Annotated in this window: 23 protein-coding genes, 1 tRNA gene and 1 pseudogene; 11 read left to right on the top strand and 14 right to left on the bottom strand. The window is 63.0% G+C overall.

Translation table 11 applies throughout. From position 1 onward, the window contains the following. Window positions 1–267: 267 nt before the first annotated feature. On the bottom strand, window positions 268–1,161 hold the full coding sequence (locus J1N60_RS12490) for a Gfo/Idh/MocA family protein (protein WP_312907852.1): 894 nt from the start codon (window positions 1,159–1,161) through the stop codon (window positions 268–270). Window positions 1,162–2,252: 1,091 nt separating this feature from the next. Here J1N60_RS12490 and J1N60_RS12485 point away from each other — a divergent pair. Together J1N60_RS12485 and J1N60_RS12480 are read left to right on the top strand one after the other, a co-directional pair. Continuing rightward, window positions 2,253–3,122, top strand: coding sequence for a ParA family protein (locus tag J1N60_RS12485; RefSeq protein WP_312907850.1), 870 nt, complete (start codon window positions 2,253–2,255; stop codon window positions 3,120–3,122). Continuing rightward, window positions 3,119–3,559, top strand: a complete 441-nt coding sequence (locus tag J1N60_RS12480) for a DUF7970 domain-containing protein (protein ID WP_312907848.1) — start codon at window positions 3,119–3,121, stop codon at window positions 3,557–3,559. Before J1N60_RS12485 ends, J1N60_RS12480 begins: the two co-directional genes overlap by 4 nt. Before the next feature lie 611 nt (window positions 3,560–4,170). Here the strand turns inward: J1N60_RS12480 and J1N60_RS12475 are convergent. Further along, window positions 4,171–4,565: pseudogene (locus J1N60_RS12475) on the bottom strand (CGCGG family putative rSAM-modified RiPP protein). 67 nt (window positions 4,566–4,632) lie between these two features. After that, window positions 4,633–4,866, bottom strand: coding sequence for a DUF2249 domain-containing protein (locus J1N60_RS12470; RefSeq protein ID WP_312907846.1), 234 nt, complete (start codon window positions 4,864–4,866; stop codon window positions 4,633–4,635). Between the two features lie 149 nt (window positions 4,867–5,015). On the opposite strand from J1N60_RS12470, the gene J1N60_RS12465 reads away from it, so the two are divergent. Continuing rightward, window positions 5,016–5,666 carry a helix-turn-helix domain-containing protein gene (locus J1N60_RS12465; protein ID WP_312907844.1) on the top strand — a complete coding sequence of 217 codons (651 nt, stop codon included), beginning with the start codon at window positions 5,016–5,018 and terminating at the stop codon, window positions 5,664–5,666. On the opposite strand, the gene J1N60_RS12460 is transcribed toward J1N60_RS12465, so the two are convergent. Continuing rightward, complete coding sequence (locus J1N60_RS12460; protein ID WP_312907843.1) at window positions 5,663–6,067, bottom strand: MoaD/ThiS family protein; 405 nt, start codon at window positions 6,065–6,067, stop codon at window positions 5,663–5,665. The genes J1N60_RS12465 and J1N60_RS12460 overlap by 4 nt on opposite strands. 69 nt (window positions 6,068–6,136) lie before the next feature. Beyond that, the gene (locus J1N60_RS12455) at window positions 6,137–7,369 is read right to left on the bottom strand and encodes a hypothetical protein (protein ID WP_312907841.1); all 1,233 of its coding nucleotides are present in this window, start codon (window positions 7,367–7,369) and stop codon (window positions 6,137–6,139) included. Window positions 7,370–7,465: 96 nt separating this feature from the next. Here J1N60_RS12455 and J1N60_RS12450 point away from each other — a divergent pair, with 96 nt between their 5' ends. Then, window positions 7,466–7,711, top strand: a complete 246-nt coding sequence (locus J1N60_RS12450; protein WP_312907840.1) for a hypothetical protein — start codon at window positions 7,466–7,468, stop codon at window positions 7,709–7,711. A 27-nt stretch (window positions 7,712–7,738) separates the two neighbouring features. Here the strand turns inward: J1N60_RS12450 and J1N60_RS12445 are convergent, their stop codons facing one another. The 6 genes from J1N60_RS12445 to J1N60_RS12420 all read right to left on the bottom strand — a co-directional run bounded on the left by J1N60_RS12445 (window position 7,739) and on the right by J1N60_RS12420 (window position 12,050). Next, window positions 7,739–8,449 (bottom strand): hypothetical protein, encoded by a 711-nt coding sequence (locus tag J1N60_RS12445; protein WP_312907839.1) that lies wholly within the window; start codon window positions 8,447–8,449, stop codon window positions 7,739–7,741. Window positions 8,450–8,504: 55 nt separating this feature from the next. Further along, window positions 8,505–10,223: a cytochrome c oxidase subunit I gene (locus J1N60_RS12440; RefSeq protein ID WP_312907837.1), complete on the bottom strand. Its 1,719-nt coding sequence runs from the start codon at window positions 10,221–10,223 to the stop codon at window positions 8,505–8,507. After that, a complete protein-coding gene (locus tag J1N60_RS12435; RefSeq protein WP_312907836.1) occupies window positions 10,224–10,769 on the bottom strand; it encodes a cupredoxin domain-containing protein in 546 nt (181 codons plus the stop codon). A gap of 3 nt (window positions 10,770–10,772) precedes the next feature. Then, a complete protein-coding gene (locus J1N60_RS12430) occupies window positions 10,773–10,919 on the bottom strand; it encodes a hypothetical protein (protein WP_312907835.1) in 147 nt (48 codons plus the stop codon). A gap of 465 nt (window positions 10,920–11,384) precedes the next feature. Beyond that, window positions 11,385–11,459 (bottom strand) — tRNA-Val (locus J1N60_RS12425). A 51-nt stretch (window positions 11,460–11,510) separates the two neighbouring features. Continuing rightward, complete coding sequence (locus tag J1N60_RS12420; protein WP_312907834.1) at window positions 11,511–12,050, bottom strand: cob(I)yrinic acid a,c-diamide adenosyltransferase; 540 nt, start codon at window positions 12,048–12,050, stop codon at window positions 11,511–11,513. Between the two features lie 277 nt (window positions 12,051–12,327). Here J1N60_RS12420 and J1N60_RS12415 point away from each other — a divergent pair, with 277 nt between their 5' ends. After that, a complete protein-coding gene (locus J1N60_RS12415) occupies window positions 12,328–12,489 on the top strand; it encodes a DUF7838 family putative zinc beta-ribbon protein (protein ID WP_312907833.1) in 162 nt (53 codons plus the stop codon). A gap of 420 nt (window positions 12,490–12,909) precedes the next feature. Here J1N60_RS12415 and J1N60_RS12410 read toward each other — a convergent pair whose 3' ends face one another. After that, window positions 12,910–13,293, bottom strand: a complete 384-nt coding sequence (locus tag J1N60_RS12410; protein ID WP_312907831.1) for a hypothetical protein — start codon at window positions 13,291–13,293, stop codon at window positions 12,910–12,912. A gap of 228 nt (window positions 13,294–13,521) precedes the next feature. On the opposite strand from J1N60_RS12410, the gene J1N60_RS12405 reads away from it, so the two are divergent. Together J1N60_RS12405 and J1N60_RS12400 are read left to right on the top strand one after the other, a co-directional pair. After that, window positions 13,522–14,820, top strand: a complete 1,299-nt coding sequence (locus tag J1N60_RS12405; RefSeq protein ID WP_312907829.1) for an O-acetylhomoserine aminocarboxypropyltransferase/cysteine synthase family protein — start codon at window positions 13,522–13,524, stop codon at window positions 14,818–14,820. Window positions 14,821–14,880: 60 nt separating this feature from the next. Next, on the top strand, window positions 14,881–15,459 hold the full coding sequence (locus tag J1N60_RS12400) for an NADPH-dependent FMN reductase (RefSeq protein ID WP_312907827.1): 579 nt from the start codon (window positions 14,881–14,883) through the stop codon (window positions 15,457–15,459). Between the two features lie 23 nt (window positions 15,460–15,482). Here the strand turns inward: J1N60_RS12400 and J1N60_RS12395 are convergent, their stop codons facing one another. After that, a complete protein-coding gene (locus J1N60_RS12395; protein WP_312907826.1) occupies window positions 15,483–16,130 on the bottom strand; it encodes a hypothetical protein in 648 nt (215 codons plus the stop codon). A gap of 120 nt (window positions 16,131–16,250) precedes the next feature. Between J1N60_RS12395 and J1N60_RS12390 the strand changes: the two genes are divergently transcribed. From J1N60_RS12390 to J1N60_RS12375, 4 genes are all read left to right on the top strand, one after another. Further along, on the top strand, window positions 16,251–16,835 hold the full coding sequence (locus J1N60_RS12390) for a thymidine kinase (protein ID WP_312907825.1): 585 nt from the start codon (window positions 16,251–16,253) through the stop codon (window positions 16,833–16,835). A gap of 44 nt (window positions 16,836–16,879) precedes the next feature. Continuing rightward, complete coding sequence (locus J1N60_RS12385; RefSeq protein ID WP_312907824.1) at window positions 16,880–17,479, top strand: YIP1 family protein; 600 nt, start codon at window positions 16,880–16,882, stop codon at window positions 17,477–17,479. Between the two features lie 193 nt (window positions 17,480–17,672). Beyond that, window positions 17,673–18,230, top strand: a complete 558-nt coding sequence (locus J1N60_RS12380) for a hypothetical protein (RefSeq protein ID WP_312907822.1) — start codon at window positions 17,673–17,675, stop codon at window positions 18,228–18,230. 309 nt (window positions 18,231–18,539) lie between these two features. Next, on the top strand, window positions 18,540–19,634 hold the full coding sequence (locus tag J1N60_RS12375) for a DNA-methyltransferase (protein WP_312907820.1): 1,095 nt from the start codon (window positions 18,540–18,542) through the stop codon (window positions 19,632–19,634). Between the two features lie 113 nt (window positions 19,635–19,747). Here J1N60_RS12375 and J1N60_RS12370 read toward each other — a convergent pair whose 3' ends face one another. Then, on the bottom strand, window positions 19,748–20,707 hold the full coding sequence (locus J1N60_RS12370; protein ID WP_312907818.1) for an HhH-GPD family protein: 960 nt from the start codon (window positions 20,705–20,707) through the stop codon (window positions 19,748–19,750). Window positions 20,708–20,750: the final 43 nt, after the last annotated feature.

Raw genomic sequence — 20,750 nt, 5'->3', positions numbered from 1 at the left:
TCGAACCGATCACTCCTGAAGCGCTGCTCGTGTGAATTACTTCCATAGTCCCGCTCAATCTGGTGGTGACGCTCGACGTCGATAATACTACCGATGCTCCTACTCCCTTTCGGCGTGGTGGTTCGCCTCGTGAACCATTTCGAGCCGTGCGTTGTTCACAGAAAGCCAGCCCAACCGCAGGCTGACCGGGCTGAACCGAGCGAGGACGAGAGAACGGACGCGCTCACGGTCTGTGCCGGCTTCGGATCTCGAGACTCGCGCGTAGCGTCAGTAGTAAGGCTGGTAATCCTCGAGGAACGCCCGCCCGTCTACGTCGTAGGCCGCTAACGAGTCGGACGTCGGCGTGATCGTTCGACCCGTTTCGAGTGCGGCGTTCGCCCCGAGCAAGAGGGTCGCAGCGTCGAGCATCCGTTCGTCAGTCGCGTCACGCGTCCCAGCTACGGCCTCGAGGAACGCGTTCAGATAGCCCCGATACATCGCCTCGAGGTCGCCGTCGCTGGTTCCGACCTCTCGGACCACCGTCTCGTCGCCGACGCCGACGAACGTGAACGTTTCACGGTCGCTCGCCCCGTCGAGACGAACGGTCGCGTGCGAGCCATCGACGAAGATGACGTCGACCGATCGGCCCGGGCTATCAGCAGGGCTGACACTTGCCCACCGATGGCCGACGAGAACACGGATCGCGTCGACGACGTGACAGCCGTAGTAGAACGGATCACCGTATCCAGCGCCGTAGAACAGTCGACCGTTGCCGGCAACCCGAACCGAGCGAAGGGAAGGGTGATACGGTACCGCGGAGCCGCCGAACAGAGTCGTGTCGTCGGCGGCCGACTTGATCGCTCGAACGTCCTCGAGCGATCCAGCGATCGGCTTGTCGATGGCCGTCGGAACGGCGTCCCGTAGAAAGGGGACGGCGAGGTCGCGGTGCGTGGTCCAGTCCACGGTCAGAATCATGACCGCGTCGACGTCGTCGGCCATCTCGAGCGGTTCGTCGTACAACGTCGCTCCGTTTCGTTCACTGTAGGCTCGAGCGTACGCTCGATCGCGAACGGCTCCCCCGTCCCAGACGCCGGCGATCGAGGTTTCGGGGTGATTTCGTATCGCCATCGCGTACGACTCGGCGTGGCTCGTATCTAACCCGACGATGCCGATTTCGACCATTACCGGACACTGACGGTTCGTCGGCTTAAATTGCTCACGAAGAGGGACACGGTGTCGAGTGAGCAGAGAGTATTTGTATAGCTCAATGTAGTTTATCAAGCCGTGATTTATATACTAACTCAGTCGAATTGCGTCTGCTCACGGGGGAGTGCGAGCGAAGCGTTCTCGAGCGCAAGCGTCATCGGGCAATTCGAAACCAGACTGTTGGCGAGAACAACGACGTTTACCTCTCCTTCGCTGGGACCGACCGGGCGTCGATCTGGCGATCTCCGGGCGTCCGAAGTTGTTGATCTTCGAAGACTGGCTCATTGGAGAGTCGAAACGCTGTCTCGAGGCCAACTATCACTCGGACGCTATCACGAACGGCCCGCTTTCCCATGGTTCAGCCTGCTTCGGCGTAGACGTACGTTCACCAGAATCTCTGTAACTTACCGTTCGATACGATATCGGGAGATGTCGTTTCAAGTCCGGGGGAACGTGGCGACCAATGGGGACCACCTGTATCGCCACCCACTATGTGCGTTCCACTGTGCGAGATGCGCACGCAACCCTTCCAGGATTCCGCATCACTCGAGTGACGTCCACATTACTGTCGGGGCCGTGGACTCGAACGATGCCGAGCTCCCCTCCTCGGACCGCAACACACCAAGTTGGGGTACTACCCGACCTGGGGTCCCAACAGTTCCTGAAGCACTATACGCAGCGAAGGTGCCTATGTTACCTTACTAATCTGCCCACCCTGAGCCATCTTAGTGACCTGGCCACCCTTCCTTTGACAAGCTACCTGAGCCAGCTACCTCAGGTAACCCCCCGTAGGTGCCCACCCTGACTATTCAGCCTGGCTGGCCCAAACTACCTATTCCAACTATTATTCCTTCTCAGCCCATTGCACCTGTCCAGGCCATACTGACTATCTGATCTATTGCACCCATTCAGCCTATTGTACCTACTCAACCTCGGGAAGGTCCCTACGGTAGTTTTAAGCCGACCACGTGAGAGGATGCAACCGACAAACGTGATAGTTCAGAAACGAAGAATAGGCACAATAGGTGACTATTCCACTATCCAATTCGAGGCACGGAGGGGAGCGCATGAGTGACGCAGAACCGACTCGCGCAGTGAGCGTCGTCATCCTGAAAGGCGGCGTCGGGAAATCGACGATCTCGATGAATCTCGCGCGCCAACTGACCGAACGCGGGCGAGTCCTGTTCGCCGATCTGGATCCGAACGGTCACGCGACCAACGGCCTCGGATTCGGAGACGCCTATCGCGACGACCTCACGCTCGGCGACGTGATCCTCGATCAGGGAGACGCGACCGCCGGCGACCTCATCGTCGAGACGCCGTTCGGATTCGACCTCCTCCCGTCGTCGAACACGCTCGAGGATGTCGAAAAGGATCTGGCTGGGGCCCTCCAGGGGTCGGCCCGGGTCAAAACCAAGATCGTCGATCCGCTTCTCGGCGAGCGCTACGACTACATCGTGTTCGACTGCCCCGCGTATCCGGGTATGCTCAACAACAACGCGCTGGTCGCCACGCAAAACGTCATCATCCCGCTCGAGCCCGGCTCGAGTTCGATCGGCGGGTACAAACGAACGATGGATCGGCTCATCAAACCGGCGCGGGAGTACATCGACATCGAGGTTCTGGCGCTGGTTCCGAACAAGCTCCGCGAACGGATCGACCAGCGGACCGAGGATCGCGAACTCCTCGAGAACCTGAACACTGCCGAGGCAACCCAGGGGAAGATCCCGAACTTTGCCCGGATTACGTCGGCGGAGTTCGACGCAATTGACGACGGCGAGATGAAACCGCCCAAACCAGGCGTCCGATACAGCGCAGCACTCTCGAAGTCGCTCAAGGCCCACCAGCCGCTTCTCGATTACGACCCGGAGAATAGTCAGGTCGAGAACTTCGAGGAGCTCGCGTCGATCGTTGCGAACGGGGGTGTCGAACGGTGAGCGGCGAGAACCCGTTCGACGACCTCGGCGGGCTCGAGGCCGAGGAGACGGATGCGGCGGACGAACAGTCCGAACCGACGACCGAAGCCGTTTCGCAACCCTCGTCCGACCCGCCGGCGACCGATCGAGTGCAGTCGGATGCGTCGAAACAGGAGGAGACGAGCACGGGCGCGGATGAGAATACAAACGCCGAGACGGATGCGGACCTCTCGGGACCGTCGTTCGAATACGCGGAAGTCCAGCAACGACCACTGTACGTCCGTGAGCGCACGTGGGAAGAATTCGAGGACGCGGTCGGAATCTCCGTAGTTCCCGAATTGCGACGGGAGGGCGTTCGGGACGAAGCGAAACGCGAGATTCACGACGCCGTTATCTCTCTCGCGGTGGAAGAACCGGAGCGACTGGTCGAACTCATCCTCGAGCGCCGCCGAGACTGAATTTCGCCGAGTCTCGTTCGATTCGCTAGTCGTCTTAGCGGCTCGAGACAGCGTTCGTCCCAGGAAACTGTTCGCATCGAGCCAGGGTTCAGAGAACGTGAGGTCCTGTCAGTCGTAACGGGATGGTACTCTCTCGCCTACCTCCCTCTTTGCTAGACTAATCGGGAGTGAAATAGTTCGGTGTCGAGCGCAGGCACGTCTGTTCCGCTAGAGCATCGAATAGTGGGTAGACGTCACTGGCAACGTCCCCGCAGCACACAGTCCGTTCGATAGAGGTACGATTGGATTCGTCGAGACGTAAGATGGTGTGAATACAAGCTATATCCCGCATTGATGGCGCTTGCAACGTTCGAAGTCCTGGTCGAGAACGCTCGAGATGCAACGGCCCGGTCGCCACTACTCTCGCGACCCCCAATTCAATTACATCGCACATCTCGCCGAGAGTTTCGGCTCCGATACGAGTGTAAGTAAAATCATTTTTCTGGTAGTTTATCGAAATTCTAATCTTTTGAATAGGTATACGAGAACCGTAGTGAGCGCATCTCACACATCGAAGTACGTCTAGTGAATGAGATTCGAACGGAGCCCGTCGCTACTCGAGGGGCGCTGAGCTATCGGACGTGGACGCGCGTTACGTGTCCGCCACACCCACACTGCTCGACGTACTCCCAGTCGACGTCGGCGTCGCCGTCGAATCTTGTCTCGAGCGTCTCGTACAGGTACGATCGGGGTGACCGTGGGCGCCGTGGGTCACGAGGTTGACGTGGTGGCCAGCGGTCGTGTGTTCGACCGCCTCGAGAGCCTGTCGCCGGACCAGATCGGTGTCCTCGCCGTGGGCGGGTTTCTCGAGGTTGGCCGACCAGGAGTTGTCGTGGACGCGGTCGGTGATCGGTTGGGCGTCGTGGTCGTGGTCGTGTTCGTGTTCGTGTTCGTGGTCGTGTTCGTGGTCGTAGTCTCCACCGGAATCGTTCTGGTGACCATGATCGGTACCGCTTGTGGTGGTCATACTCGTAACTAGTGCCTCGAGCGTGAAGACATCGGCCCCGAATATATTCGCACGCCTCGATTCGGACTCAGGCGTGTTCGATCCGGACCTCCCACTCGTCCGCAGCAACCTCGGTCGTCTCGTGGGTGAATCCCTTACCCTCGAGGACGCCGTAGAGCGGGGCTGGTTCGAAGCTATTGATCAACAGGAGCGTCTCGCCATCCTCGAGTGCCTCTAGTTCGCTCATGATGTCGCTGAACGGTTCGCCGTCGATCCCCCGGGCGTCGAGAACGCGGTCTGTGTCGGTATCGTCGCTCGTCATCGGTCTACTGTACGAAAACCACTGTGGTAGGGGTTTCGGCGATCATATTCCCCTCGTCCCGGTTCAGCAACCGCCCTCGTCGTCGTCATCGTCCACTGTCCGAATATGTTCGACGGTAGCTACTGGGCGCGTCCCCACCCATTTGAGATATGCCACGCGCAACGCTCCAGATCGCGATTCCCGAGGCGATGTGGATCGCTCGCCTCTCACGAACCGACCTGCTCGAGGAGGTTCGCATCCTCTCGGCGATCCCGAGCGGCGCCCGCGGGACCGCCGTCGTCGAGCTCACGGCACACGATCCGTCGTCGACGATCGACGCGATTCGCGACGTCGAAACCGTCGCCGACGTCGAGGTGCTGCAACTCGAGGACGACCGAGCCTTGCTCCAGCTCGAGACGCAACTCCCGGTGTTACTCAACGCCGCCCGCGAATCGGGCGTGCCGATCGGCATGCCGTTCACGATTCGAGACGGGACGGCGACCTGGGAGATCACGACCTCCCACGACCGGCTCTCGGAACTGGGAGCACAACTGGAGGCGTTCGGCGTCGAGTACGCCGTCGACTCGATTACGCCGGATATCGACACGTCTCAACTGTTGACTGACCAGCAGTTTCGCGTGATGGAGACGGCACTCGAAGCGGGGTACTACGACACGCCCCGGACCTGTACGCAGTACGAACTCGCCGACGCCGTCGGCGTGGCTCGCTCGACGTGCAGCGAGGTCCTTCACCGGGCCGAGGAACGGATCGTCAAGGCGTTCATGGACGTGAACACCGATCCAGATCCAATCGAGGCCTAACAGCAGAACATAAACGGGTTCATCAACGCGACGCGATCACCCTCTTCTAGTCGCGTCTGGAATCCCTCGTTGTGTTCGTTGAATCGGCCGTTCACCAGAATGCGCGCGTACGCTCGCGTCTGCTCGCCTTCGGGATTCTTCCGCCAGGTGCCCGGTAGCTCTGCGGGTGCTGGAGCCCATCCCCTGGCCGTCGACTCGGCCTCCGTCTCGGCGATGAGGAGGTCAGCGACGTCGTGCTCCGCGAAGAACGCCTCAAGGAACTCCGCGAGCGTTGATCCTTCGAAGGTGAACGGGAAACGGTGTCGACCGACGGCGGTTCGAACGTGGCCGGTACAGGTGACTTCCACCGTCGTCGATTGCGTCGCCTCAGCGTGATCCTCGGCAGTCGTTCGTGTCGCCATACGTTCGATACGGTGGCCAGGAGCAAACGTCCGGCTCCGAATATGTTCGTCTCGAACGGCACCCACCGGTCACTTCCCTCGTCGCTCGAGGAACACCGAGAACACGACGAATGCGTACACTATCGAGCCAGCCAGGACGACGACGCGACCACCTCGCTCGACCACTGAAGCCGATCGGAGCAGACCGCCGACTTCGACGAGGAGACCGCCGGCGAGCAGTGCAATCGAGAGGCTGGCAGTCCGATCGTCGACGAGGGAGCTCGAGGCGACAGCCGGCGGGTAAAACTGGTACGTGACGCCGACGACAGTCAGCCCTAGCAGGCCGGCGAGCGCCAGCCGGTAGTGCGCGTCGAAGGGATTGCCGGGGATGCCGAACCAGTCGGTGGCAAAACTCAGCCCGAGAAGGGCCACACCGGCCCCGCTGAGGACACCGAGCGTGACGGCGTAAAACCCCACCCGACGACGGTCGCTCCGGGAGAACATGTCGACGTAGGCGAGCGCGAACCCGACCAGGGCGGTCGCCTCGAGCACTGCGCCGACGAGAAAGAGGGAGTCGCCGAGGAAGTCGCCCGCCAGGAGCGCCGGGCCGAGCGCGCCGACTGGTAGGACGAGGGCGACGAGCCACGTCCGGGGCGAGACGGCCAGAAATCGCGGGAGAAGGCGAAACCCCACGGCGAAGATTAACAGGGCGGCGCCGCCTGCCGCGAGGAGGTGCGTCACCGGCGGCCCGCCCGCGACGAGGGACTGGGTGAGCTCGAGCCACTCCAGGACGGGAATCGTCGCTCCCGCGAGGACGTAGAGGGCGACGACGGGGACGAACGCGTTCGCGTATCGGTCGACCCAGCGACGGTCGGCGTTCGCGTCTCCGGTCCCGGTTTCGCGCCCCGAGAGGTTGTCACGGATCGTCCACCCGATCGTGCCGACGAAGACCAGACACCCCGCAAGCCAGAGGGAGGCACCGATCCCGGTCAGCGTCTCACCCATCGCCGTGGACAGTGGATCGAGGCCGAGGTCGATACTGCCGCTCGAGGCCGCGCCGAGGGCCAGACAGGCCGTTCCGAGGGCGGCCAGCGGCAGGTGGACGGCGGGTGCCCTCGGGAACGCGAGCGTTCGATCGAAGTACGAGGGCAACAGCGTGTACCCCTTGCCAAAGACGACGTGGAAGACGAAGCCGTACAGCCCGAGCGCGACCCCGACGCGACGGCCCGAGCCAGCGACGGTTGCGAGCTGCCAGGCCACGAACCACACGATGCCGACCGCGACGAATCTACGCGCCCACCGGGCTTTGATCGCCGTGCTCATTGGTTTCCTTCACGAGATGGACGGTATAGAACCTTGACATCAGGTCGAACACGTTCGCCGAAATTGTTTGGACCGTCGTTCCGCCTTGGTGTCGGTATGGCGTCGACAGACGAAGATCGGTCGGTACCGGAGGCGGACTGTTCGTCCGAGGAGTGGTGGGCGTACGTCGAGGCAGTAGAACGAGAGCAGGTTGCAACCGCCCACCGGACGCTCGAACAGTGCGGGACGCTGACCGCGGCGCAGCGACGCGTCCTCGAGGAACTGGCGGCGATCCTGGTCGCTGCGCTCGCCCCTGCCGCCGGTTCGATTCGCCGTGGAGCGTCGTTCAGGAGAGACGAATGAGTGTGCGTCGGGCGTCCCGTCAGGCGGTCACTCGCCGTCTGCTGGAACCGTCCGTTTGTACCGCCGTAGCGTGGCGCCGTCTTCGTCGCGAAGTTCGACGGTGAACTGCTTCTGACCGACGACCGTCTCGAGGTCGGACCGTCGGATCTCGAAATCGTACGGCGGCTCTTCGACAGTCTCGATGCGTTCCCGACCAGAAGTGACGACCACGTGGTCGATCTCCGAAGGATCCGACAGCGAGCACTCGACGAGCTCGTCGACGACGGTGCACTCGAGGTCGGGGTCAACGTCCGGGCTTTCCGTTCCGTCGTCGACGAGCGTTCCGAAGTCGAGCAGCATGGGGGACATTGGGACCATCCCGAGCACGAGGACGATCGTCAGGAAGATCGAAAGGTTGAGCATCGATCCTTTGCGAGCGATCGTTCGCGTCAGGGGGTGGCTCGCCGTACGGCGGAGCCGGATCACCCACGGGAGCAAGGCCAGGTGCGTCAGCGGCCCCCAGACGATGAGCGCGAATCCGTAGGCCGCGACGAAATACAGGAACGACCAGGAAGGGCGATACGAGAGCAACAGATTCGAGGCCGACCAGCAGAAGAAGCCGAAAAACAGCAGGCCGACGCTCTTCAACACTCGCCAGATGGGGGTGTTGGCGTAGTAAACGCTCAGGACGTCGTTCCAGGTCCGTCTGCACAGACCGCTGGCGAACGAGAATACGGATGAAGACGTATGGTCGATCATTGTTGGATGTCGTGGTGTTGTGGCAGTGGTTGAGAGACGAAGGCAAGTGGAACGGCTACAGGCCGATCTTCCAGAGTTGGCTGAGCAGGTACCAGTTGAGGAGGTACGTGATCACGAACGCCGTCAGGAAGACGAGACACAGGACGAACGTCCCGCGCATCTCGTAATGGTGAACGGATTCGCCGCCATCGGCTGCGAGGCCACCGTCGGGCGTGATGTCGTCGTTGTCGCCGGGCTCGATGCGCTTGCCGAACAGGACCGAGCCGACGGCGAGCACCAGAAACAGGACGCCACCGGCGATCGCCAGCAGGGCGAACACGCCGAAGACGCTGAATAGCGGCCCCGCCGCGCTCAGGCTGAAGTCGGTCCCGGGGATATTCTCGACGACCTCGGTCGTCCGACGGGGGACGCCGTAGAGGATCCCGACGTACATCAACATCAGCGTCCCGATCGCCATCGCGCCAGAGTAGAGGTACGGCTGGAGCGAGGCCAGTTTCGGCGAGATGAACTGGCGCATGAACAGCGTCCGGATGACGAAGTACGTCAGCCCCATGAAGGCGAGCGTCGTGCCGAGGACGACGGTCGCGTGGAAGTGACCGACCGTGGCGAGCGTGTTGTGCCAGGTCATGTTGAGCTGGAGCTGCCCCATGATGACGCCGGTGATCCCCCCGAGGAACCCGAACAGGATGATCGAGAAGATCGTCGCCGAGAACATCGGGTTGCGCCAGGGCGCGCCGGTGAGCCAGCCGAACAGCCCGCCACCCAGTCCGCGCCTGCGTCGTCCGGCCTCGATACCCGCGGGAATCGCGAAGGCGTGAATCAGGCTGGCGAACGTCGCTCCGTAGAACGCGTAGGAGGTGTTGAAGATGCGCCACCCGGTCGAGACCGCGGGATCGGACAGCAGGTGGTGAGCGGCCCCCAGGTTGATGAAGAACAGGTACAGGATGAACGCTGTCCGCGAGACCTTCTCGCTGACGACCTCGGCTCCCCCGACGACGTGGGTCAGGAAGTACCAGACGGCGATCATCGCCACGAGGTTAATCTGCTGCGTCCCGTGGCCGGCGATCCAGTACAACTGACGGTAGATCGCGGCATCGACCGAGGCGATAATCTCCATTCGCCAGAGGAACGCGTAGCTGAACGCGGCGAGACCGCCGAGGATCGCCTCGACGGCGATGACAGCGGTGGTGAACGCCGCGAACGTCACGAGCGGGAGCGTCTGGCCCGCGTTCTCGCGCTTCTCGACCCAGAGCGTAGCGAAGAACGGGAGGGCCGCGACGGTCGCCCCCAGCAGGAAGACGATCGCACCCACGTAGAAGACCGGCTCTGACGGGTTGGGGACGTACGCCGTCAGCAACGGCGCTTCGTTCGGCGCGCTCGTCGTCCAGATGCCGTAGTTGACCGCCACCGCGCCGAGCACCATCGTCACCCAGCCGACTTTGGCGAGGATCGGGATCGACAGTCGACGACCCAGAACCATCGGCCCGCCCACGTAGAGGATGGCGATCTCCATGAAGATCATCCAGAAGATCAGCAGGTTCCACGCGTGCATGCTCAGGTGCGTGTAGAAGTCGCCTGCCTCGAGCAACCCGACGAACTCCCAGCGCGTCATCGCCACAGTGAAGGCGAAGATGCCGCCCACGAGCAGCGCGACGATCGCCGTCAACGCGAAGAGTTTGGTGGGATTTTCGGCGGAGCGATGAATCCGTAGCCCCGTCACCGAGCACGTTCGAAAGCCGTCGGGACCGTAGTCGTTGTCGAAGAGATCCAGCATCTATTCCCCCTCCGTAACGACGATCGTTCCGTGCATGGTTCGGTGTCCCTGGCCACAGAACTCGTTACAGATGATGTGGTAGGTGCCCGGCTCGTCGAACTCCATCGGCACGACCCACTCGTAGCCTGGCAACACCTGCAGGTTGATCTGCTTGCTCAGGTTCGCTTCGGGCCGCAGCGAAAAACCGTGCTGGACGTCGTAGGAAGTGAGATGGATGTCATACTCCACCCCGGTCTCGAGGACGACCGGCGCGCCGTCCCACATGAATCGCATGCCAGCCAGGTACACGTCCGTCCCGTCGGGGACGAGACCGTCCTCGGTCTCTTCGGCCGCGTCTTCGTAGGTGGCCATCTTCTCGCGGAACTCCTCGGCTGACACCTTGTAGGTCTCGCCGGTCGGGTTCTGGTCGCCCGTTCGCGTCCAGACGCTCATCCAGCCGAACAGGATGATCGACCAGATTCCGCCGAGTCCGAGCCAGACCGTCTCGCGTCGGTTGATCTTTTGATCCCACCAGTTGCCCTCGGGCGGTTTGATTGGTGACGTCATGGTTCACCCCAGCGGAACCGAAAAGACGTCGATTGCCCCCCAGATCACGTACACGAACAGGAAAAACGCGAACGCGAGGATGGCGAGCACCCATATTCGATCGTACACCCGCTGCATGAACGGTATCTCGTCAGCTGACTGTGTCGTCATTCGAATCTCCCTGTCGGTCATTTGGATAACGGTTCCATGGGCGTTCTCACGCACATGTTCGCACCCGTTCCCGGCCGCTGGGAGACGATTCACGCTCTTTCGGTCACTGATAGCGACTCGAGAGGCGGTCGGAAATACGTCGGCCGTGACTCGATAGATAGAGAGAGCGAGTCTGGCTCTCAGCAAGCTACAATTCTTCATTCGTTCGGGACAGCTAAGTGGATTGAGGAGATTCGAACCACAGTCGTTCCGTTTTGGTGATCCCCTCCCCCTGGTTCAAACTGCCTGACGAAACGGACTGCGCCTCACGGTTTTGACCGGGCAAAAATAGTGAGCCGGGGCAGATTTGAACCTCGTCGAGACGTGCTCGCTTCGCTGCGCGCGCCTCGTCTGGTTCAAATCTACCGTAACAATTTTCGAGCGACGTGTTCGTCGCTGCGCTCCTCACAATTTGTCGCTCGAGAATGGGTTGGGGCAGATTTGAACTGCCGACTTCCTCCGTGTGAAGGAGGTATCATAACCGAACTAGATCACCAACCCTCAACCGAGGGTATCCGCGGGCGAAACTTAAGCGTTCCTTTCACGGACGGCTCAATACGTCGGAGTCTCTTCGCCCTCCCCGTCGCGCTGATTGACCACTCGAGCCAGCGTAAACAATCCGTCCGACAGCCGATTCAGGTATTGCACCGCGTTTTCGTTGACGGCATCTGGCTCAGCGTCCGCCAGCGCCACTGCTCGTCGTTCGGCACGTCGACAGACCGCTCGAGCGTGGTGTAACCTGGCGCCCGACTCCCCGCCGGAAGGGAGGATGAACGATTGAAGGGGCTCGAGGTCCTCGTCGTGGTCGTCGATCCACGTTTCGACCCGCTCGACGTGCTCAGCGGTGATTACCGGGTCGTCGTCGCCGGGATCGGGATTCGCGAAATCGGCCTGGACGACGTGGAGGTGATTCTGGACCGTCCGCAATTGCTCGTCGACGTCCGCGTGTCCCGTCGGTCGGATCGTCCCCAGAAGCGCGTTGAGTTCGTCGACCGTTCCATAGGATTCGATCCGCGGATCCGTCTTCGACACGCGCGTCATGTCCCGCAGGTCCGTACCGCCGTCGTCGCCGCGTCCGGTGTAAATCGGCATCGTACGCGAGCAAACGGCCGGCTACGTCTTAGTTTCCCCGCCGAACGCTGCCTCGAGATGCGGTTCGACTCGTTTGACGAGCGTACTGCGAGCTATCGCCGCGTTCTACACCGTCGCCGACGAGGGCCTCGACCGGGAACTTGAGTCCGCGGGATGCAGGAAACGAGAGTCACGCACCAAATTCCATATACCACTATGTCGTTCATGTACGGATCGAGAGCGAATCGTACATCGGCGAATCAGTACGTTAAACTCGTTCGAGGCGTAATCGGCGAGCATGACGATGGAACTCGAGGCCGAGTGTCCCGACTGCGGTGAACAGACGTTCTACCGGGCGGCGAGTACGACCGTGCATCTCGGCGAGAAGGTGAAGTGGCACTGCCCGGACTGCTCGTACGGGTTCGTTCAGATCGACGGCATCGACTCGAGTGCGGTATAGACGGCGTACGAAACGTAATTCTCGCGAACGGAACCCGACAGCTCCGTTCTGTGAGAGTTCAGCGTCGAATTGGGTACACCGAACGAGTGCGAGGGTCCTTGCCGTTCTGGACGACGATCCATCGGACGGTGGGAGTGTGACCTGCGACAGCCGGAATGCTCGGCAATTCTGGTGACGGGGCTATTTCCGAACCGCTAGCTTCACGATACCGCCTGAACCCACTGCGAAACCGGGTGTTTCCAGTGAATAATCGAGCAATCTACCTCGAGAGTCGGCCACGGAAATCGTCGAGGACGACTGGAACGCCCAAGTCTTGCCCTGCGCTCTTCGACGGCTGCGAAAACGAGTAATCGTCCGTACGCGTTAGTTCAACGACCCACATCAATAAACTACATTTCGCGATATGTATTGCTGCCAGGGTCACCGATCGACGGTCGTTCCCCACTGGCTCCAGGCGAAGACGAGCACGAGGACGACGCCGAGGACCAGGAACAGCGACCAGTGGACGAACGGCGAGTTTCCGAGCCATCCGGGAAGCGTGATGAGACCGGTCGCCTGCATCGCTCCGAACGCGATCAGGCTAATCCCGACGATGGAAATGAGACCGACTGCGATCGTCTCCTTGATCATCCAGTAACTCTCTCGAGCCTCCTGCTCGCTATCGGTGACCGGCTCATCGATCGCGTCCGCGTCGGGTTCGTTTCCCAGGAGTCGGGCGTCCTCGTTGATCTCCTCCTGGTCAGTGCCAGGGGTGTCCGACCCAGAGTCAGGAGTGTCCGACCCGGAATTATCGGTGTCGCTCACGGGAGACTAATTGCTTCCAAAACCGGTAGCCGTTGTACTTGCACTTACAAGCGCTCGAGGCCCACAGCCCGCTCAGCGGCCGTGTACGTACTCGATACGGGGACAGGCGTCCCGTTGAGAAAACAATTTCTGTGGGCCGCGAGCCCCGTTCCGACCGACCTGTCATTGAAGACGGCAATACTGGCCACTCTGCGCAGGGTAATGCCTCGAGCCACGCTGTGTCATCGTATGAGCGACGACCGAGACCGATCGTTCGCCACGAACTCCGTCCACGCCGGACAAGAGCCAGACCCTGCGACGGGTGCGCGAGCCCCGCCGCTGTACCAGACGACGTCGTACGTCTTCGACGACGCCGACGACGCCGCCTCGCAGTTCGCCCTCGAGGAACCGGGATACATCTACTCGCGGTTGATGAACCCGACCCTCGAGACGCTCCAGGAGCGACTGGCCGCACTCGAGGGCGGGGTCGGCGCCGCGGTGACGAGTTCAGGGATGGCCGCGTTCGACCTCACGACGTTCCTCCTCGCCAGTGCCGGGGACAACATCGTGAGCGCCTCCTCGCTGTACGGCGGCACCTACACCTACCTGACCCACTCCGTCGAGCGCCGCGGGATCACGACGCGATTCGTCGACACGCTCGACTACGACGCCTACGCGGAGGCGATCGACGAGGAGACCGCCTTCGTCCACCTCGAGACGATCGGCAATCCAGCCCTCGACACGCCCGACCTCGAGCGCGTCGCGGAAATCGCTCACGACAACGGCGCCCCGCTGGTCGTCGACAACACGTTCGCGACCCCGGCGCTCTGTCGCCCGCTCGAGCACGGCGCCGACATCGTCTGGAACTCGACGACGAAGTGGCTCCACGGGTCGGGGACGACCGTCGGGGGTGTCGTCGTCGACGGCGGGTCGTTCCCGTGGGCCGACTATCCCGAGAAGTACCCCGAACTCGCGGCGGACAACCCGGCCTACCACGGCGTCAACTTCGCGGAGACCTTCGGCGAGGCGGCGTTCACCTACGCGGCCATCGCTCGCGGCCTGCGCGACCTGGGTAACCAGCAGTCGCCCTTCGACGCCTGGCAGACGATCCAGGGCCTCGAGACCCTTCCCCTCCGGATGGAACGCCACTGCGAGAACGCGCTGGCCGTCGCGGAATTCCTCGAGGACCACGAGGCCGTCTCCTGGGTGAACTACCCGGGCCTCGAGTCACACGAGACCCACGAGAACGCGAGCCGCTACCTCGAAGGCGGCTACGGCGGCATGATAACCTTCGGTCTCGAGGCGGGCTACGAGGCCGCCAGGGAGACCGTCGAGTCGACCGAACTGGCGAGCCTGCTCGCCAACGTCGGCGACGCAAAGACGTTGATCATCCACCCGGCGAGTACGACCCACCAGCAACTGAGCGCCGAGGAGAAGGAGGCCTCGGGCGTCACCGACGACCTCGTTCGGCTCTCGGTCGGCATCGAGGACCCCGGCAATATCATCGCGGATCTCGAGGCGGCCATCGAGGCGGCGACCTCGAGCTAAGCCGCTCGCAACGGTTCGGACTGACGCACTTTTTTAGGGCGACGCTGCGTCGTAACCCATATGAGCGACGTCCAGGTGCTGGCAGTCTGTGGCAGCCTCCGCGAGGAGAGCTACACGCGAATCGCCCTCGAGCGGGCGCTCGAGGCGTCGGCCGACGCGGGCGCGGAGACGGGGTTAGTCGACCTTCGAGAGTACGACCTCCCCCTGTACGACGCCGACGTCGACCGCGAGGATGCGGGTGACGCAGCGACAGTCGCCGCGCGCGTTCGGGACGCGGACGCCGTGCTCCTCGGCTCGCCGATGTACCACGGCTCGTACTCCTCGCCCCTCAAAACGGCCCTCGACTACTGCGGATTCGACGAGTTCGAGGACAAGACCGTGGGGCTGGTGGGGGTCGCCGGCGGCTCATTTCCGGTGACGACGCTCGAGCACCTGCGATCCGTCTGTCGAGCGCTCAATGCGTGGGTGCTCCCCCACCAGGTGGCCGTACCGCGCGCTCACACCGCGATCCAGGACGGGTCGTTTGTCGATGACTCGCTCGAAGAGCGCGTCGCGACCCTCGGTGTTCGCGCGGTACAGTACGCGACGATCGAACCCGATCCGGGAACGTTCGAGGGCGATCAGAACGTCGGCGCCTGACCACGGATCGGAATTCCAGGCGATCACGGCTCGAGCGCGAACTGAAATCGCCGCTGGTGAGCGAGGAACGCGAACGCGCCGAAGACGAGAAAGCCCAACTGGTAGGCCTCGATGCGGAAGACGACGGTGGTCGCCCCGAACGCGACTGGCTCCGTGAGGATCGTCCAGTTCGTCAACCAGGCCGACGCGAGCAGGGTCGTCGCGCCGACCGCGATCAGCGCTCCCGAGAGCACCGACGTGACTCGACAGCGTCGCGATTCTGGGAGCTGGAACACGCGCCGCTCGAGGTGGAGTTGGACGGCTACGACGCCGGCGAGGAGTGGTCCGGCGACGAGGAGCCCCTCGGGATTCCCGGTTCGTTCGGCGACGAGCACCCAGGCGGGCCAGGCAGCGACGAAGAGGAGCGCCGCTCCGATTCGGCGCGGCGTGAGCAAGGCGTACATCGGGGTCGTCGTCGCACCGAATACGCCCGTTCGGAGCAACGCCCCGCAGAAGAGGATGCCCAGCCCGGCGAGGGCGGTCGATGGCGTTCGCGATTCGACGACGATCAACGTGAACCAGAGCCCGACGGCAGCGGTGTCGAGTGTCGCGGCACTGCCCGCCGCCGTGAGGCCGACGAGTCGGCGGCGGGTGTGGCGGCTGAAGCGTCCTGGCTGGCGGATGACGCTCATACCGGCGACATGGACCGGATCGGTTTCGTTATGGGATGCGTTCTGCGAACCGGCACGACCGAACGCCGGCTGAACGGAATTGGAAACCGATTTAACCTCGGCTTTCCCCGCTTTCATCCGATGCACGCGATCACGAAGAGTGGCTGGATCGAAGTCGTGACGGGGAGTATGTTCTCCGGAAAGACCGAGGAACTGCTTCGACGGCTCCGCCGGGCCGAGATCGCGGGCCAGGAGGTCGCGGTGTTCACGCCGGCGCTCGACGACCGTTACGGCGAGGACTTCGTCGGCTCCCACGACGGACGGCGCTGGGAGGCGACCGCCATCGATCCGGACAGCGACCTCGAGCGCGTGTTCGACGGCCTCAACGGCGAGGAGGTCGTCGCCTTCGACGAAGCCAACTTCTTCACGGAGTCGCTCGTCGACGTCTGTGAACGACTGGCCGACGACGGCCGGCGCGTCATCGTCAGCGGGACGGACCAGACGTTCCGCGGCGAACCGTTTCACCCGCTTCCACAGCTGATCGCCTGCGCCGAGTACGTCGAGAAGTTCCGGGCCATCTGCGCCCGCTGTGGTGAGCCGGCTACGCGCAATCAACGGCTCGTTAACGGCGAGCCAGCCCACGTGGACGATCCGACGATCCTCGTCGGCGCGGACGAGTCCTACGAGGCCCGCTGTCGACACTGCCACACGCTCCGGCGCGACTGACTGACGAACCGAGATCGGCGGAGCCGAAACCAAAACCGTTCCCGATGACCCAGTGGATCGAGGACCCCCACGGCGGACGCGAGCGCGGCCCGAGAGGGCTCGCTCGCGCGTGGGTCGAGGTGCTGGTCCGGCCTCGAAACTTCTTTCGGGTGGGGGTCGCGCCGGGGGATCAGGCGCCCGGCTTGCTCTTCGGGATGACGATGGTACTGATCGCCGCGACCTCCCACTATTTACTGGTCCCCGACAACTTCCCGTCGATCCCCGTCTCGCCTATCCTCGAGGGGGTGTTCTGGATTAGCCTGCTCGTGTTGTTCGTCGCCCCGTTCGGGCTGCACATGATTTCGGCCGTCCAGACGCTCTTGCTCCTGGTGGTCGTCGACGACCGCGCCGGCATCAGCCAGACCGTGCAGGTGATCGCGTACGCGACGGCCCCGTGTCTCGTCGCCGGGGTTCCCGCGCCCGCGATCCGGCTCGCGGCCTGCCTGTACGGGGCCGTTCTCCTGTGGATCGGCCTCCAGGTCGTCCACCGAACCTCGTTCGTTCGCGCCGGCGTCGCCGGTGTAATTCCCGCGGCGCTCGTCTTCGGGTACGGGTTCGGTGGATTCGGCGCGCTCGAGGCCCTCGGTATTGCGACCCCGTTTTGAGGTGCGTCTCGCGAGCGATCGTTCGATTGCTCGAGCGTCGCATCGTCGAATTGTCGGCTCGAGTCCGTCAAAGACTCCAGTACGCGTATTTTGCGTCCATGGGTTCCGTAGGGACGTCCTACCACTCCACTGAGTGGCGGCCCAAATTGAAACATTGCACAGAACTATTTATCGGGATGTGGATGGTCGAACTATGTCCGAAAAAGAAACGCCCCTCTCGGAGCGCGTCGTCAAAGAAGCGATCGGCGCCGGCATGGACTCACCGATGCGAGACTCGATCCTCGAGGCTGTCGAGGAAGCCGACGGCGGCAGTTCGTCGTCGAAGCGAATGGTTCCGGCGGCGGGACTCTTGCTCGGCGCCGGTGCAGCCGTAGGCTACCTCCTCGGTCGCTCGGAAATCCCCGATTCGGAGATGCGAGACGAGGTGAAAGAGGAACTTTCCGACATCGATATCCCGGACGCCCAGCTGGACTCGGTGACGGAGCCGGATACTGACGAATCGAAATCCACAGAATCGTCCGACGGATCCCGTGGCTGGCTCTCGAAACTCGTGGTACTCGGGGTCACCGTCGCCGCGGCGCTGGCCTGGCGGCGTCGCCGAGCCGCGGAAGACGAGTGGGAACCGATCGAGGAGTTCGAACCGGCTACCGACGCGGTATCGATGGACGCCTCGGAGGAAGGCGAAGACGAAGAGGCGGCAGAATCCGAAGACGAGGACGAGGACGAAGCTGAAGCCGAAGACGAAGAGTAATCGAACCCAGCGACCGTCCCCGCCTTCTCGAATCGTTTCTGACCGTTCGGCCCGTGATCGCGGAGTGGAAACGCTCCACAGACGGATATGGCGTCGAGGGAGTTGGCACCCAGAACCCATTACTTCAAAATATATAGTCTCGCGACAGTCAACTCGACCGGGAATCGAGCCCTGCCGCGTCACGCCCTCGAGTTGGATCTTATTGTTCCGGATCTCACCGTTCCACCTCGGTGTCGGCCGACGGAAATCGCCTGCCCCGCCAACATCGGGTAAGAAGACCTAAGGGGGCCACGGAGACACAGACACACGATGGAGACGACCCACCGCGTCGTGACCGGCGACGCCCGCGACCTCGCTGCCGTCGCGGACGAGTCAGTCGATCTCGTCGTGACGTCGCCGCCCTATCCGATGATCGAGATGTGGGACGACCTCTTCGCCGAACTCGACCCGACCGTCGGCGACGCCCTCGAGCGAGGGGATGGTCGGGAGGCGTTCGAGGCGATGCACGTCCAGCTGGATCGGGTCTGGGACGAACTCGAGCGCGTGCTCGTCGACGGCGGCATCGCCTGTATCAACGTCGGGGACGCGACCCGGACGCTCGACGACAGCTTCCGGGTCTACTCGAACCACGCCCGCGTGCTCGAGGCGTTCGAGGCCCGCGGGTTCGACCCCCTCCCCGATATCCTCTGGCGCAAGCCCGCCAACAGCGCCGCGAAGTTCATGGGCAGCGGGATGATTCCCCCGAACGCCTACGTCACCCTCGAGCACGAGTACATCCTCGTCTTTCGGAAGGGTGACTCCCGGCGGTCGTTCCCGCCGGGCGACGACGACCGCTACGAGGCGGCTTACTTCTGGGAGGAGCGAAACCGCTGGTTCACGGACCTCTGGTCGGACGTGACCGGCGAACTGCAGACACTCGACTCGCCGAACGACGACCTGCGCGAGCGCTCGGCGGCGTTCCCCCTCGAAATTCCCTACCGACTGTGCTGTATGTACTCGACTTACGGCGACACCGTCCTGGATCCCTTCTGGGGCACGGGGACGACGTCGCTGGCGGCAATGTGTGCCGGCCGTCACTCGATCGGCTACGAACTCGAGGCGGCGTTCGTCTCGGCCTTCGATGACCGCGTGCAGGAGGTCCAGGATCGTTCCCGATCGATCGGCGAACGACGACTCGAGCGCCACCGGGCATTCGTCGACCGAGAACGCCAGCGGACGGACGGGCCGAGTCTCGACTACGATGCCGACCACTACGAGACGCCCGTCGTCACGCGTATGGAGTCGGGGATACGTCTTTACGAGGTGGTCGACGTCCAGGGTTCCGATGCGGGTGACGGAGAGGCCACCGGTGATGGCGACGCCGATAACGTAGGGTATCGACTGACCCACGCGCCGCTCGAGTGACGAGAACCGACGAGTGGCTGATCCGTTCACACGTATACCGACGGGTAGCCGACCGGCTGCACGCAGGTCGAGTCGACCTGCGTGCGATCACGTTCCAATTATGCGTGTTCCAACTACGCCCGCAGCCTGGCGACCGTCTCGTCCTCGCTCTCGTCTAACTCGACGAGTCCGTCGTCAGCCAGATCCGACAACAGTCCCTCGAGCCACTCGCGCCCGTGCTCGCCGACGGGGGTGTAATCGACGCGGATTCGCGGCCCGAGCGTGTCGAGGGCCAGTTCGTCGTACTCTCGGAGCGTCCGGACGATCCGCCCGCGGAACTGGCGGCGGCTGCCCTCGAACGTGGACTGCGTCGGCACGTCGGGTGCCGAGAAGTCTCCCGTCGCGTAGGCACTGCAGTGCTCGCGCCAGGGACAGCCAGCCTCGTCGCACCTGGGCCGCTGGGTGCAGGCAACTGCGCCGAGTTCCATGATCGCGTTGTTCCAGACGCGCGAGCGACCCTCGGGCATGAGCCGATTGGCCGCCGTCTCGAACGCCGCGTCGTCGTCCGGCACGTCGAACGCGCGGTAGCAGACGCGCTTGACGTTCGTGTCGACGACGGCGTCGCCGGCGTTGAACGCGAAACTCGCGACGGCGTTGGCCGTGTAGGGGCCGACGCCCATCAGTTCCTGGAGGCCCTCGGGCGTCTCCGGGAAGGCGCCGTCGAGCTCGTCTTCGATCTGGGTCGCGGCCTCGTGGAGGTACTTCGCCCGATTGTTGTACCCGAGGCTGTGGCTCGACCAGAAGCCGACGACGGCCGAACGGTCGGCCGCAGCGAGCGCTTCCGTCGTCGGCCACCGCTCGAGGAACGCGTCCCAGGCGTCGACGACGCGATCCAGCTGGGTCTGCTGGCTCATCACCTCGCTCACGAGAATCTCGTACGGATCGTCGGTCTCGCGCCAGGGGTAGTCCCGATGGTCGGCCTCGTACCAGGCGATCAGCCCCTCCTGGACGTCCTCGAGGTTGTCTCCGTCCGGAAGAGCGGTCGACTCGCGCGACCCTCCTTCGCCATCGGTCGATCCAGCGTCCTCGCTCATTGTCCTGGCTTGCGAACCGACGACCTTACGGCTAGCGATTCCT

Source organism: Natronosalvus caseinilyticus, from assembly GCF_017357105.1.
GTDB lineage: Archaea > Halobacteriota > Halobacteria > Halobacteriales > Natrialbaceae > Natronosalvus > Natronosalvus caseinilyticus.
Note: the sequence above shows the minus strand (reverse complement) of the source record. Positions and strands in the feature narration are given on the sequence as shown.

Coding starts and splice junctions, on each gene's coding strand:
- J1N60_RS12490 (WP_312907852.1), bottom strand. CDS start 1,161: ATGGTCGAAATCGGCATCGTCGGGTTAGATACGAGCCACGCCGAGTCG.
- J1N60_RS12485 (WP_312907850.1), top strand. CDS start 2,253: ATGAGTGACGCAGAACCGACTCGCGCAGTGAGCGTCGTCATCCTGAAA.
- J1N60_RS12470 (WP_312907846.1), bottom strand. CDS start 4,866: ATGACGAGCGACGATACCGACACAGACCGCGTTCTCGACGCCCGGGGG.
- J1N60_RS12465 (WP_312907844.1), top strand. CDS start 5,016: ATGCCACGCGCAACGCTCCAGATCGCGATTCCCGAGGCGATGTGGATC.
- J1N60_RS12460 (WP_312907843.1), bottom strand. CDS start 6,067: ATGGCGACACGAACGACTGCCGAGGATCACGCTGAGGCGACGCAATCG.
- J1N60_RS12455 (WP_312907841.1), bottom strand. CDS start 7,369: ATGAGCACGGCGATCAAAGCCCGGTGGGCGCGTAGATTCGTCGCGGTC.
- J1N60_RS12450 (WP_312907840.1), top strand. CDS start 7,466: ATGGCGTCGACAGACGAAGATCGGTCGGTACCGGAGGCGGACTGTTCG.
- J1N60_RS12445 (WP_312907839.1), bottom strand. CDS start 8,449: ATGATCGACCATACGTCTTCATCCGTATTCTCGTTCGCCAGCGGTCTG.
- J1N60_RS12440 (WP_312907837.1), bottom strand. CDS start 10,223: ATGCTGGATCTCTTCGACAACGACTACGGTCCCGACGGCTTTCGAACG.
- J1N60_RS12435 (WP_312907836.1), bottom strand. CDS start 10,769: ATGACGTCACCAATCAAACCGCCCGAGGGCAACTGGTGGGATCAAAAG.
- J1N60_RS12430 (WP_312907835.1), bottom strand. CDS start 10,919: ATGACGACACAGTCAGCTGACGAGATACCGTTCATGCAGCGGGTGTAC.
- J1N60_RS12420 (WP_312907834.1), bottom strand. CDS start 12,050: ATGCCGATTTACACCGGACGCGGCGACGACGGCGGTACGGACCTGCGG.
- J1N60_RS12415 (WP_312907833.1), top strand. CDS start 12,328: ATGACGATGGAACTCGAGGCCGAGTGTCCCGACTGCGGTGAACAGACG.
- J1N60_RS12405 (WP_312907829.1), top strand. CDS start 13,522: ATGAGCGACGACCGAGACCGATCGTTCGCCACGAACTCCGTCCACGCC.
- J1N60_RS12400 (WP_312907827.1), top strand. CDS start 14,881: ATGAGCGACGTCCAGGTGCTGGCAGTCTGTGGCAGCCTCCGCGAGGAG.
- J1N60_RS12395 (WP_312907826.1), bottom strand. CDS start 16,130: ATGAGCGTCATCCGCCAGCCAGGACGCTTCAGCCGCCACACCCGCCGC.
- J1N60_RS12390 (WP_312907825.1), top strand. CDS start 16,251: ATGCACGCGATCACGAAGAGTGGCTGGATCGAAGTCGTGACGGGGAGT.
- J1N60_RS12385 (WP_312907824.1), top strand. CDS start 16,880: ATGACCCAGTGGATCGAGGACCCCCACGGCGGACGCGAGCGCGGCCCG.
- J1N60_RS12380 (WP_312907822.1), top strand. CDS start 17,673: ATGTCCGAAAAAGAAACGCCCCTCTCGGAGCGCGTCGTCAAAGAAGCG.
- J1N60_RS12375 (WP_312907820.1), top strand. CDS start 18,540: ATGGAGACGACCCACCGCGTCGTGACCGGCGACGCCCGCGACCTCGCT.
- J1N60_RS12370 (WP_312907818.1), bottom strand. CDS start 20,707: ATGAGCGAGGACGCTGGATCGACCGATGGCGAAGGAGGGTCGCGCGAG.